General features: G+C 58.4%; 10 protein-coding genes, 4 tRNA genes and 1 pseudogene. 6 read left to right on the top strand and 9 right to left on the bottom strand.

The features are described from left to right. The first annotated feature begins 54 nt into the window (after positions 1-54). Both PSH79_RS19945 and PSH79_RS19950 read left to right on the top strand, forming a co-directional pair. Positions 55-2,502 carry an acyl-CoA dehydrogenase gene (locus PSH79_RS19945; protein WP_305439163.1) on the top strand — a complete coding sequence of 816 codons (2,448 nt, stop codon included), beginning with the start codon at positions 55-57 and terminating at the stop codon, positions 2,500-2,502. Between the two features lie 89 nt (positions 2,503-2,591). Continuing rightward, positions 2,592-2,999, top strand: coding sequence for a PA2817 family protein (locus PSH79_RS19950; RefSeq protein ID WP_305439164.1), 408 nt, complete (start codon positions 2,592-2,594; stop codon positions 2,997-2,999). 65 nt (positions 3,000-3,064) lie between these two features. Here PSH79_RS19950 and PSH79_RS19955 read toward each other — a convergent pair whose 3' ends face one another. Then, positions 3,065-4,063 (bottom strand): LysR family transcriptional regulator, encoded by a 999-nt coding sequence (locus PSH79_RS19955; protein WP_305439165.1) that lies wholly within the window; start codon positions 4,061-4,063, stop codon positions 3,065-3,067. Between the two features lie 90 nt (positions 4,064-4,153). Between PSH79_RS19955 and PSH79_RS19960 the strand changes: the two genes are divergently transcribed. From PSH79_RS19960 to PSH79_RS19970, 3 genes are all read left to right on the top strand, one after another. Next, positions 4,154-4,780: an alanyl-tRNA editing protein gene (locus tag PSH79_RS19960; protein ID WP_305439166.1), complete on the top strand. Its 627-nt coding sequence runs from the start codon at positions 4,154-4,156 to the stop codon at positions 4,778-4,780. A gap of 88 nt (positions 4,781-4,868) precedes the next feature. Continuing rightward, complete coding sequence (locus PSH79_RS19965) at positions 4,869-5,639, top strand: 2OG-Fe(II) oxygenase (RefSeq protein WP_305439167.1); 771 nt, start codon at positions 4,869-4,871, stop codon at positions 5,637-5,639. Between the two features lies 1 nt (position 5,640). Then, positions 5,641-6,279: a LysE family translocator gene (locus PSH79_RS19970; protein ID WP_305439168.1), complete on the top strand. Its 639-nt coding sequence runs from the start codon at positions 5,641-5,643 to the stop codon at positions 6,277-6,279. 126 nt (positions 6,280-6,405) lie between these two features. On the opposite strand, the gene PSH79_RS19975 is transcribed toward PSH79_RS19970, so the two are convergent. The 4 genes from PSH79_RS19975 to PSH79_RS19990 form a co-directional block, all read right to left on the bottom strand. After that, a tRNA-Gly gene (locus PSH79_RS19975) sits at positions 6,406-6,481 on the bottom strand. A gap of 2 nt (positions 6,482-6,483) precedes the next feature. Next, a tRNA-Glu gene (locus tag PSH79_RS19980) sits at positions 6,484-6,559 on the bottom strand. Positions 6,560-6,663: 104 nt separating this feature from the next. Continuing rightward, positions 6,664-6,739 (bottom strand) — tRNA-Gly (locus PSH79_RS19985). A gap of 2 nt (positions 6,740-6,741) precedes the next feature. Further along, positions 6,742-6,817 (bottom strand) — tRNA-Glu (locus PSH79_RS19990). Positions 6,818-7,201: 384 nt separating this feature from the next. On the opposite strand from PSH79_RS19990, the gene PSH79_RS19995 reads away from it, so the two are divergent. After that, the gene (locus PSH79_RS19995) at positions 7,202-7,960 is read left to right on the top strand and encodes a hypothetical protein (RefSeq protein ID WP_305439169.1); all 759 of its coding nucleotides are present in this window, start codon (positions 7,202-7,204) and stop codon (positions 7,958-7,960) included. 398 nt (positions 7,961-8,358) lie between these two features. Here the strand turns inward: PSH79_RS19995 and PSH79_RS28220 are convergent, their stop codons facing one another. The 4 genes and pseudogenes from PSH79_RS28220 to PSH79_RS20010 form a co-directional block, all read right to left on the bottom strand. Further along, positions 8,359-9,240 (bottom strand): methyl-accepting chemotaxis protein, encoded by an 882-nt coding sequence (locus PSH79_RS28220; RefSeq protein ID WP_370872675.1) that lies wholly within the window; start codon positions 9,238-9,240, stop codon positions 8,359-8,361. Between the two features lie 27 nt (positions 9,241-9,267). Continuing rightward, positions 9,268-10,326: pseudogene (locus tag PSH79_RS28225) on the bottom strand (methyl-accepting chemotaxis protein); the annotation flags it as partial. Positions 10,327-10,434: 108 nt separating this feature from the next. Then, a complete protein-coding gene (locus PSH79_RS20005; RefSeq protein WP_305439172.1) occupies positions 10,435-11,835 on the bottom strand; it encodes a PLP-dependent aminotransferase family protein in 1,401 nt (466 codons plus the stop codon). Positions 11,836-12,022: 187 nt separating this feature from the next. After that, positions 12,023-12,784 (bottom strand): SDR family oxidoreductase, encoded by a 762-nt coding sequence (locus PSH79_RS20010; protein ID WP_305439174.1) that lies wholly within the window; start codon positions 12,782-12,784, stop codon positions 12,023-12,025. Positions 12,785-12,826: the final 42 nt, after the last annotated feature.

Here is a 12,826-nt window from a genome sequence, read left to right on the forward strand (position 1 = left end):
ATGCCGTCTAAGCTCTGGAGGGTCGATTTGCCTTGGTTCACGGAGGACTGAAATATGCTGTTGTTGTGGATACTGGTTTTGATCGTTGGCGTGGCGTATCTCGCCCACCGGCGCATCGCCCCGCTGCCCGCGTTGGGCATCGTTGCCGTCTACCTGCTGGCCATGGGGATCTTCAGTCACGCGCCGGGCTGGCTGCTGCTGGTGTTCTGGGTCGTCCTGGCGGTGGTTGCCGCGCCACTTTTGCTGCCCGACCTGCGTCGTAAACACTTCACTGCGCCGCTGTTCAACTGGTTCCAGAAAACCCTGCCGCCGATGTCGCAGACCGAACGCGACGCGATCGATGCCGGCACGGTCTGGTGGGACGGTGAACTGTTCAGCGGCCGTCCGGACTGGGACAAACTGCTGTCCTATCCCAAGGTGCAATTGAGCGAAGAAGAGCAGGCCTTTATCGACGGCCCGACCGAAGAACTCTGTGCGATGGTCACTGACTGGCAGATCGGCCAGTCGATGGATCTGCCCCCAGAAGCGTGGACGCACATCAAGGAACACGGCTTCTTCGCCCTGATCATTCCCAAGGAATTCGGTGGTAAAGGCTTCTCTGCCTACGCCCACTCGCAAGTAGCGATGAAACTCGCCACCCGCAGCGGCGATCTCGCTTCCACAGTCATGGTGCCCAACTCGCTAGGCCCGGCCGAGTTGCTGTTGCACTACGGCACCGACGAGCAACGCAATCACTATCTGCCGCGGCTGGCCCGTGGCGATGACATCCCGTGCTTCGCCCTCACCGGCCCGCTCGCGGGTTCCGACGCCGGCGCGATGCCCGACACAGGGATCATCTGCAAAGGTCAGTGGGAGGGTCAGGAAGTCCTCGGTCTGCGCCTGAACTGGGAAAAGCGCTACATCACCCTCGGCCCGGTGGCCACCCTGCTCGGCCTGGCCTTCAAAGCGTATGACCCGGATCACCTGCTGGGCGACAAGGAAGACCTCGGCATCAGCCTGGCGCTGATTCCGACCGATACCGCGGACGTGGAAATCGGCCGTCGGCACCTGCCGCTGGGCGCCGCGTTCATGAACGGCCCGAACTCGGGCAAAGACGTGTTCATCCCGCTGGACTACCTCATCGGTGGCCAGGAGATGCTCGGCAAAGGCTGGATGATGCTGATGAACTGCCTGTCGGTCGGGCGTTCGATCTCGCTCCCGGCGGTCGGCACTGGCGCAGCCAAGTTCACCAGCCTGGTGACCGGGCAATATGCGCAGATTCGCGAGCAGTTCAATGTGCCGCTGTCGGCGTTCGAAGGTATTCAGGAGGCGATGGCGCGCATTGGCGGCAACGCCTGGATGATGGACGCCGCACGGATGCTCACCGCCAACGCGGTGGATCTGGGCGAGAAACCGTCGGTGCTGTCGGCAATCCTCAAGTACCACCTCACCGAACGCGGTCGCGAGTGCATCAGCCACGCCATGGATGTGCACGGTGGCAAGGCGATCATCATGGGCCCGAATAACTACCTTGGGCGCAGCTGGAACGGTGCGCCGATTTTCATCACCGTGGAAGGTGCGAACATTCTGTCGCGCAACCTGATGATCTTCGGTCAGGGCGCCATTCGCTGTCATCCGTTCGTGCTCAAGGAAATGGCCCTCGCCGGTCGCGAGGACAAGGATCAGGCGCTGAAAGAGTTCGACGGCTTGCTGCTTAAGCACATCGGCTTCGCCGTGGGTAATGCCGCCAGTACGCTGGTGTTGAACCTTGGGTTCGGCCATTTCGAGCACGCACCGGGCGACAAAATCAGCCAAGGCTATTTCCGTGCTCTCAACCGTCAAGCCGCGGCGTTCGCCATGCTGGCCGACTTCAGCATGATGCTGCTGGGTGGCGAATTGAAACGCCGCGAACGCCTGTCGGCACGTCTGGGCGATGTGCTGAGCAACCTGTATCTGGCCTCGGCCGCGCTCAAGCGTTATCACGATCTGGATTCGCCGGCGTACATGGAGCCGCTGTTCCGCTGGGCCATGGAAGAAAGCCTCGGCCAGTCGGAACGGGCACTGGATGAGCTGCTGAGCAATTTCCCGAACAAAGTCTTCGGTTGTGCGCTGCGGGTTATCGTGTTCCCGTTCGGTCGTCGTCACAAAGGCCCATCGGACAAACTCGGTGCCGAGGTCGCAGGTGTCATTGGCCGTGCCAAGGGTGATCCGGCCCTGGAAGAACTGCTTGCCGGCTGCTATCGCCCGCAATCAGCAGACGATGCAGTGGGCGCCTTGCAACACGCCAGCGACTTGCTGAACGCTGCGCAACCGCTGCATAAAAAACTGCATACCGCGCTGAAAAGCGGTCAGGTCAAACCGGCCGCCGGCGAACACGCCATCGATGCGGCTTTGGAGGCAGGGGTGCTGCAACCGCTGGAAGCACAGAGCCTGCGTGATGCCGAAGCGGCGCGGCGCAAGGTGATCGATGTCGATGATTTCGACAAAGAGGAGTTGGCGCTGGCGGAAGGCAAAGTCCGCTGATCCTGATAGCCGTATAGCTGTTTATTTGTGAAAAATGGGCGCGGGCGCTTTATACTCCCGCGCCCGTTTTGCTCTTGAGGACTTATCTCGTGTCCAACGTCGTTGCCGATCATCTCGTTTTGCTCGACCACCTGCGCAGTATCCTGGTCGCCGTAGGTGAGGCCGAACAGGTTCCCGAAGAAAGCCATGCCTTGTTCCTGGAGCGCTTCGACGAACTGCTGGCGTCATTGCCGATCGATCCGATCGAAAGCCAATACCTGGGCCAGGACATCCTGACTCAAGTGATTACCCGTTACCCGCAAATTGCCCACTTGATCCCGCGGGATCTGCTGTGGTTCTTCGCCGGCGACTGCCTGCACTACCTGGCCGATGAAGAAATCGACATGTATCAGGCGCTGGAAGAACGTCGTTTTGAAGCTGAACAGAACGATGAACCGTTCGATTGGAATCAGGAAAAGCAGTTGTTGGCGATGTCCGCTCAGGACAGCAAACACTGATACTCACCGAGTAATGAAAAGGCCCGCATGATTATTCATGCGGGCCTTTTTTTGGTCTTTGGCTTTTAAAGCAAACCCTCGCTCTCCGGCAGTTCGTACGCCATCGCGGCATTACTCGTATTACCTGCCTTCCCTGGTTTGCTCAAGGTCGGCTCTTTCTCCAGACACTCCACCAGATAGTCGATAAACACTCGCAGCTTCGGCGGTAGATAGCGCGTCGGTGAATGCAACAGCCACAGCCCGCCGTAGTAGGAAGCCAGGAACGTCCAGTCCGGCAACACCTGCACCACCCGCTTTTGCTCCAGCGCATAGCGCGCAGTGAAATACGGCAAGCTACCAATGCCGATGTGTTGCAACACTGCCCCCAGACGCACGCCGGTATGGTTGGCGGCATATCGACCACGCACCCCCACAGTCACCGCCTTGCTGCCTTTCTTGAATTTCCAGCGAGCATCGCTCGGGGTTTCACCCAGATAAATGCAGCTGTGATTGAGCAAATCGTGAGGATGGGTCGGCGTGCCGTGTTCGGCCAGGTATTGCGGCGTGGCGCAGAGCAAATGATCAATGGTCAGCAATTGCCGCCCGACCAATCCCGCTGGCGGCCGATCAGTAATTCGAATGGCCAGATCGACATGGTCGTCAATCAAATCGACCTGCCGATCTTCCAGCAGCAACTCCACATCGACCTTGGGATAACGCCGCAAAAACTCCGGCATGTGTGGATGAATGACGAAACGTCCAACCGCTTTCGGCACGCTGACCCGCACCAGGCCCTCGGCTTCATGGGTGAATTGGCCGCTGATTTCCATCACTGACTTGGCAGCGCTGACCATCTCCTGACAGCGCTTGAAAACCTCTTCCCCGCCATCACTCAGACGTAACTTGCGCGTAGTGCGCTGCAACAAGCGCGTGGCCAAGGCCTTTTCCAGTCGCGAAATACTGCGACTGACTGCCGACGGCGACGAACCCAGTTGGCGAGCCGCTTCAGAGAAGCTGCCGGTCTCCACGACTTTGACGAAAATCGCCATTTCGCCCAGCAGTGGCAAGGGAAGATTGATGCTCACAGCGCACAAGTCCTTTGATGTTTGAACGGATTATCACGTTATTGCACGATTCATATAATAAAAATAGAAACTTTAATAAGGGCATGGAATATGACGCTTCGCCTCTTTTTCCATAGTGATGACCTCAAGGCCAATGTGGAAGTCCTCGACTGCACGCCCTACGAGAACGAATTTGCCGTGGTGCTGCGCGCCACCCTGTTTCATCCGCAAGGTGGCGGCCAACCCTGCGACACCGGCTGGATTGGCGAAAGCCAGGTGCTGCGCGTTGTACAAGAGCCGGATCGGATCATTCATTTCGTCGACCGACCGGTAGAGCCAGGCATGACCATGATCCGCGTCGATGAAGAACGCCGCTGCTTCAACACCCGCATGCATTCGGCCGGGCACCTGATCGGGCATTTCATCCAGGCCATGGGCTGGATGCCGATCAAGGCGCACCACTGGCCGGACGAAGGTCGGGTGCAATTCAAGCCGGGCGATGCGGCTCAAGAAGTTGATGCACAAACCGTTCAACACGGCATCGACCAGTGGATCGAACACGATCTGCCGCGCCTGATCTCGCTACGCGAAGGCGCGCGGGAAATCGGTTTTGGTGAGCTTCCAGCCTATGGCTGTGGCGGCACCCATGTACGCAGCCTGAAGGATTTGGGCACAGTCACGATCGCGTCCCTTTCGCAGAAGAAGGGCACGTTGTCCGTCCACTACCGCGTGGATTGAGCATTTCGGACGCCGCCCTGCGCGGCGTCCGGCGCCGGGGAACCGCGCTCGCCGGTTCCGTTGACTATCGATAGATGGACCTAAAAAAATGATGCTAGACGTCGAGCGTCTCGATGAGACGTGCATAAAAAAACTGGCCAACGAAGAAGTCCTCGCCATCCGCGTCAAAGGCTTTTTGCCCCAGCCGCTGGCAATCCAGATTGGCGACAAGATTCTCGCTCCAGGCTTTGAGGGCTACATCAACGCACCGAGTATCGGCCGCATCGGCATGGCGTTTTATGAAGCGGAGAACCAGCCGCTGCTGATCGAGGATTACTTCGAACGCGCCACCAGCAATATCGCCGAATTGCGTAATCGCTGTGCGCCCTACTCCTCGCCGGTGGACACCCTGCGCTGCATGCTCGATGAATCCTGGCCGGCCGGCGCGCATCTGGAAAACCTTTATGGCCGCAAGATGTATGTCGGTCTGTCACGCGTCGTCAAACCCGGCGTGTGCTTCCTCGCGCATCACGACATTTTCGCCAAGGACGCACCGGAGAGCTTTCAGGCCCGCAGCCTCGAAGCACAATTTGCCTGCAACGTGTACCTGAACATGCCGACCGAGGGCGGCGCCTTGCAAATGTGGGACGACGATATTTCTCCGGATCAGTTCGACGAGATGCGAGGTGACAGTTACGGCATCGATCCGGAACTCCTCGGCCCGCCGACCCTTGAAATACGCCCCGAACCCGGTGACTTCATCATGTTCAATTCGCGCTGCATGCACTCGGTGACCCCGGGCGTGGCGGATCCGCGCTTGAGCCTTTCCTTTTTTGTCGGCTATCGCGGCAATGCTTCACCCCTGACCTTCTGGAGCTGAGATGTTATCGAACTACCTGGGCGAGTTTCTGGCGCTGGCCACCATTCACTTTCTGGCCGTGGTCGCCCCCGGACCGGATTTCGCGGTCACCATTCGCCAGAGTGTACGGTTTGGCCGATTGGTGGGCATTTGCACGGCGCTGGGCATCGGCGCGGGCATTTCCGTGCACGTGCTCTACACCCTGCTTGGCGTCGGAGCTCTGATGCATACAACGCCTTGGTTGTTAACTGTCGCCAAGGTGATTGGCGGCGCTTATATCTTGTACCTGGGTGTCAGCCTGCTGCGCAGCAAACCGAAATCGACGCTCGAGGGCGACAAAACCAAGGACGAACCGGTCGCTGAGCAAACCCTTTTCAAAGCCTTCAGTACCGGTTTTCTGACCAATGCCACCAACCCTAAAGCCACACTGTTTTTTCTGGCGATCTTCACCACGATCATCAGCGCCAGCACGCCGCTGCAAATACAGGCGCTTTATGGCTTGTGGATGTGTTTTGTAAACGCGTTGTGGTTCGTGATCGTTGCATTGTTTTTCTCCAGCAACAAAGTGCGCTTGCTGTTCATGCGCATGGGCCATTGGTTCGAACGCACCATGGGCGTCGTACTGATTCTGTTTGCCGGTCGACTAATGCTGTCCTGGTAACTTTCCTGCAACGCAAAAGGCCCGCCGATTCTCATCGGCGGGCCTTTTATATTGAATCGATCAGCAAATCAAAAAACAGACGCATACAAAAACGCCGCTCATGACTGAGCGGCGTTTTTGTGAAATTGGAGCGGGAAACGAGACTCGAACTCGCGACCCCGACCTTGGCAAGGTCGTGCTCTACCAACTGAGCTATTCCCGCAATGGCGTCCCCTAGGGGACTCGAACCCCTGTTACCGCCGTGAAAGGGCGGTGTCCTAGGCCACTAGACGAAGGGGACACGCTACCCGGAACACATGGTGTGTGTTTCGGTGTCCAGATCCGCATCCGAAGACTTGATTCTGGTTTCACTCAGCCCCGCCCGAAAGCAGTGCTGTTTAAAAATGGAGCGGGAAACGAGACTCGAACTCGCGACCCCGACCTTGGCAAGGTCGTGCTCTACCAACTGAGCTATTCCCGCATTGGCGTCCCCTAGGGGACTCGAACCCCTGTTACCGCCGTGAAAGGGCGGTGTCCTAGGCCACTAGACGAAGGGGACACACTACAACATTCACTCCCTACCGCGTTTCGCTGTGTGCTTTACGCTGTAAGTGGCGCGCATTCTATGGATGGATTGAGAGGTCGTCAACCCCCTGATATAAATTTATTTAAATCAATGACTTCGACCTGCTTTACAGGAGCAATCGGGCTTTTCCGTCGCCCGACGATTGACGCCTATATTCCGGCAGTCACCAAGGCGTTATAGTCCACCCCGGCGTGATGGCAATCTGCATATCAAGCGCCAGCATTCATATAAGCAGCAAGCAGCCGATACAGATTGAACAAGCCGATTCAACTCGTCGAGCGGCGCTAGGCGCATAAATGCCCAGCCACTACACTCGCATGCGAACCCTATAAAGAGGTCTTACCGGTGACACCACTCATGATCACCCTGCTTGTCATAGCCGGGATCGCAATTCTGATCGCCATTGGCTACATGAACCATGTGGTGGAAAACAACAAGGTAGAGAAGATCCGTACCAAGGTCGAACTCAACGACCGCCTGCGCCGCTGCGGCGAACTGACCGAGACCTTCCCCGGCCAGTTCATGACCCCGGCACTCAAGCTACTGTTGACCCGCCTGGAACTGAATGTCTGCCAGCGTCTGTTGAACCTTGAGAAAACCAGCGCGACCACCAAGGCACGCATCAGCGAACTGAACACACTGGTAGCCCAGGGCGAATCGATCCCGGTCAACAACCCGCCGGCACCGATACTGACCGAAGCCAAAGCCAAAGACGTACGCTTCCTCCTCGAAGCCCTCCACGGCCAGATCACCCGCGCCGCCCACGACGGCTTCCTGCCACCGAACGAAGCCAAGCACTGGGTGCGTGAAGTCCGCCACATTCTGGTCCTGCTGCACATCGAGTTCTTCAACAACCTCGGCCAGCAGTCCCTGCAACAAAACCAGCCCGGCCAGGCCCGCCTCGCCTTCGAACGCGGCGTGCAATACCTGCGCAAACAGCAGGACCCGCAAATCTACTCCGAACAACTGCAATACCTGGAAAAACTGCTGGCCCGCGCCAACGCCCAGGTCATGGACAAAATTGCACCGGTTGAAGGTGAAGAAAACCAACTGACTGCAGGGCTCAAAGATGTTGAAGCCGATGCAGACTGGAAGAAGAAAGCGATCTACGACTGATTGCAGATGCTCAAAGAGAAGCCACCGAGAGGTGGCTTTTTTGTAGCGGGTGATTGGAGAAGACTGAAAGAGGTGGGTTGTTTGACAGTCCGCCATCGCTCGCAAGCCAGCTCCCACAAGGAAATGAGTACACCCCACACGCGGCGCATGCCGCCACACTCGACACAATGAGCGTCAGCTCGAGTAACGCTCTTGATCTAGAGCGCCCGTGGGCAGGATGAGCGGAGGGATTGATCCGGGGGTGGGAGCACAGCGGCCGTTCGACGAAGTCGAACACACCGAGAGGAGGTGCAGCGAAGCAAACCGGAAGCGATGTAAGAGCGGCAGCACCCGAAGCAACGGATATGCCCCCCCTACCAACCACAGCATGTGTCGACCCACAGGCCGCCAAGGCTCAATCAAAGCCGAAAATGCCCAACCATCCCCCGCAACTCCCCCCCCAACTGCGCCAGCTCAATACTCGAAGCCGCATTACCGCGCATCGCAATCGAAGACTGATCCGCACTCGCGCGAATACTCGTCACACTGCGATTGATCTCCTCGGCCACCGAACTCTGCTCCTCGGCAGCCGCCGCAATCTGCTGATTCATCTGCTGAATCAACGAAACCGCCGCCGCAATACTCCCCAACGCACTTTCCGTCTGCAACGCATCACTCACCGCCAACTTCACCAACTCACCACTGCTCTGAATCTGCTGCACCGACGAATGCGCCGCTGAGCGCAAGGCACTGACCAATCGCTCGATCTCCTCGGTCGATTGCTGCGTGCGTCTGGCCAGCGCACGAACCTCATCCGCCACCACCGCAAAGCCCCTGCCCTGCTCCCCCGCCCGCGCCGCCTCGATCGCCGCATTCAACGCCAACAGATTGGTCTGCTCGGCCACGCTTTTGATCACCTCCAGCACCGTACCGATATTCTGGATTTCAGCACTGAGACTCTCGATGCTCGAACTGGCCGACGTCGCCGAGTCCGCCAGCTGTTCGATCCGCGCCATGCTCTGGCGCACCACCTGCTGACCGCTCTCGACCTTGTCGTCCGCGGTCTGCGCCGCCAACGCCGCCTCTTCAGCGTTGCGCGCAACATCATGAACGGTGGCGGTCATCTGATTCATCGCCGTCGCCACCTGATCGGTTTCCTCCTTCTGACTGCTGACCTCAAGATTGGTCTGTTCGGTCACTGCCGACAGTGATTGCGCAGAACTGGCCAGTTGTTCGATACCGGCCTGCAAGCCGCTGACAATAGTGCTGAGGCCTGCGCCCATCTGCTGCATAGCCAACATCAACTGGCCAATCTCGTCACGCCGGGTCACCTCGACAGTCGCGCTCAGATCCCCGGCCGCAATCCGCTGCGCAACAGTGATCACACTGCGCAACGGTGCGACGATCAATCGAGTAATCACCCACGCCGCAATCAACCCGACCAGCAGTGCCAGCGCCGAAGAGCCCACAATCAACACAGAATTCTTTTTCAGTTCCGCCTGCATGGCGGCGTCTTCGGCAACGTAAGCCTGATCGACCCTCTTCACTACTTGCGCAGCACGCTGGTGCAATTGTTCGTACACCGTCTTTTCCTGATCCAGCAACCCGGTGTACTCGGCCAGTTTGTCGTTGAAGCCGGCGATGTGCCCGGAGACCTCATTAAGCACCGTCAGATAACCCTCATCCTTGACCGTGGATTTCAACTCTTCGGCTTGAGTCTGTGCCTGGGCGGCCTGTTCGATATTGCCCTTGCCCGCACTGTCGGCATCGCCCTTGCGGCTTTGATCCAGACGAACCCGCGCCTCATTCATCGCTTGCAGCATCAACCTCGACACCTGACTGACCTGATTGGCCTGCTCGATGAACTGCGCACCGTCCTTGCCCTCGCTGTCCTTCAAGGTATACGCACCGTCATCGGCCAACCCGGCCTGCAACACGTCGAGGTTGTTGGCCACACTGGAGACCGACCAACTGGCCATTTCCAAAGCCAGTTCCTTGGCCTGGGTCAACGAGACGAACTCATCGAACGACTTGCGATAGGCACTCAGCGATTGCTCGACATCGGTCATTACCGGCACGTTGGCCGGCGATTGCGCCTTGAGCGCGTTGGCCTGAGCCATCAAACCATCCACACCTTCGCGCAAGGCATCGGCTGTTTTCGGGTTACCGCGCAAGGCGTATTCCTGCTCAAGCAGGCGAACCTTGAGCAGGCTGCTATTGAGCGAGGACATCTGTTTCAGCCCGTCGAAGCGCAGACTGATGGTTTGCAGGGACCAGACGCCAATGGCCGCCACCAGCGCGGTCAGCAGCAAAACCAGTACAAACCCGATTCCCAGTTTTTTCGCCATACCGAGGTTGGCAAAACGTCCTTGCACGGCTGAAATCATTGCGCGTAGTCCCCTGCCAAAGTCTGTTGACGAAGAGTCGCAATGGCCATGAACCAGCACAAGTCTCTGGCGTCGGAATAATGGCAAAAAGCTACGCCTGCGTCGTTTTCAGAACACTTGAGGTCGATCCGAACGGGTATTGCGAAAAAACTGTCGGGCACGCGGATCGCAGGCGTAAGCCACGTTGATGCGCAGCCAATCGCCGGCCTCGCCATTGGGACTGAAGGCATCAGGGGTCGACAGCAATACGCCGCAACGTTGAGCCAGCCGATACACCTGTGCCTGATCGGTCATTCGTGAACGAGCCCAGATGAACAGCCCGCCAGTCGGCTTGCCGAATACTTCCCAGTCGGCGTCCTCCAACGCCTGCAGCGCGGCGGCGCGATCGGCATTCAGGCGCTGCCGCTGACGCTGTACGAGTTTACGGTAAGCACCAGTCGCCAACAGGCTGGTCAACACCGCCTCGGAAAACCTCGAGCCTCCCAGGCCACTGATCATCTTCACCTGAGCCAGCCGTTCAATCAGCTTACTGTCGGCCTTCACAAAACCGACCCGCAACGAACTACTCAGTGTCTTGGAAAAACTGCCCACATAGATAACCCGCCCGTCGTCATCCAGCGCGGCCAGCCGCGTACCGTTACCAGTGTGCAGGTCAGCGTAGACATCGTCTTCGATCAGGTGCACATCGTAGAGTTTGCTCAGTTGCATGACCCGCTGAGCCACCGCCGGCGTCAGGCAACTGCCGGTGGGATTGTGATGATGGCTGTTGATGAAGAATGCGCCGGGCTGAAACTGCTGCAGCAAAACCTCGAGCGCTTCGAGATCCGGCCCGCTGGGCGTACGACGCACTTCGAGCATGCGCACGCCATGCAAGCGCAAAAGGTCGAACAGCGGCGCATAACCGGGCGTCTCGACCACCACGCAGTCGCCGGCCTTGAACAACGTACGGACGATCAGATCCAGCGCGTGACTGGCACCACATGTGCTCAACAACTGCGTGCTGCGGGCCTCGATACTGAAGAGGTTGAGGCGTTTGACAATCTGCTCGCGCAACGCCGCGAGGCCCAATGGCGTGCTGTAGTTAAACAGACTGGCCATGTCGGTACGCGCCACTTCACGCAATGCGTAGCTGAGATCGTCGGGCTCGCGCCAGCTCTGCGGCAATCCACCACCGCCGAGTTTCAAGCCGCTTGTTGTGCCGCACACCGCATCGCACCAGGCATGTCGCCCCTCGATTGACAGCAACTCGTCCTCCGCACCCTCCCTGAAAGGCGACGCTGCCACGATAAAACCAGCACCCTGACGTGTGCTCAGAACACCCTGCGACACCAACCGCTCACAAGCCTCAACAACACACGACTGGCTGAGCAGGTTGCCCCGGGCGATTTGCCGAACGGAGGGCAAACGGGTGGCCGGGGGTACTCCGCTTTGCAGTATCCAGTCAGTCAGTCCGTCAACAATCTGCTGCACGACCGGCACCATTGCCTGTCGATCAATTCTCAATTCCATGAGCAAGCAAACTCCTGTCCGTTTTGCTGGCGGCAGTAAATCACAGCCACGTCGCACAGGCTGTGCGACAACGCCGCCAAAAGCGACCGATCTAATCCTTTGATACACATTGTTTAGCCGTTTAAGGGAACTGAAAGCGGCGCAAAAAAAAGCCCGTACGAATGCGGGCTCTTTCAAGCAAAAACTTTCAGAACGCAGTCACGCCGCCATCCACCGCCAGCGAATGACCGGTGGTGAATGCCGCGCCGTCGCTGCACAGGTACAACACTGCACTGGCAATTTCCTCGACCTTGCCGATGCGGCCTACCGGGTGCATGGCGTTGGCGAACTCGCCCTTCTTCGGGTCGGCCTCATAGGCACGGCGGAACATATCGGTGTCGATCACGGCCGGGCACACCGCATTGACGCGGATTTTCTTTTTCGCGTACTCGATGGCGGCCGACTTGGTCAGACCGATCACCGCGTGTTTCGACGCCGCGTAAATGCTCATCTTCGGCGCCGCCCCGAGCCCCGCCACCGATGCGGTGTTGACGATAGCCCCGCCGCCCTGCACCAGCAACAGCGGCAATTGATACTTCATGCACAGCCAGACGCCTTTGACGTTGACGCCCATGATGGCGTCGAACTCATCCATCGAGCTTTCGGCCAGTTTGCCTTTCTCGATTTCGATACCGGCATTGTTGAAGGCATAGTCGAGACGGCCGTAGGTGTTGATCACCTCGTCCATCAGATTTTTTACTTCGCTTTCGACGGTAACGTTGCAACGCACGAAAGTCGCTTCGCCACCGGCTGTACGAATCAGCGCCACCGTACCCTCGCCCCCGGCCGCGTCGAGATCCGCCACCACCACTTTCAAGCCTTCGGCGGCGAACGCCTGGGCGGTCGCACGGCCGATGCCGTTGGCAGCTCCGGTGACTACGGCAACCTGACCGGAAAACGTCATGCTCATTGTTATGTCCTCGAAGGGAATGATGCAGGGAGAGAGTTTGAG

The organism is Pseudomonas sp. FP2196, assembly GCF_030687715.1.
Lineage (GTDB): Bacteria > Pseudomonadota > Gammaproteobacteria > Pseudomonadales > Pseudomonadaceae > Aquipseudomonas.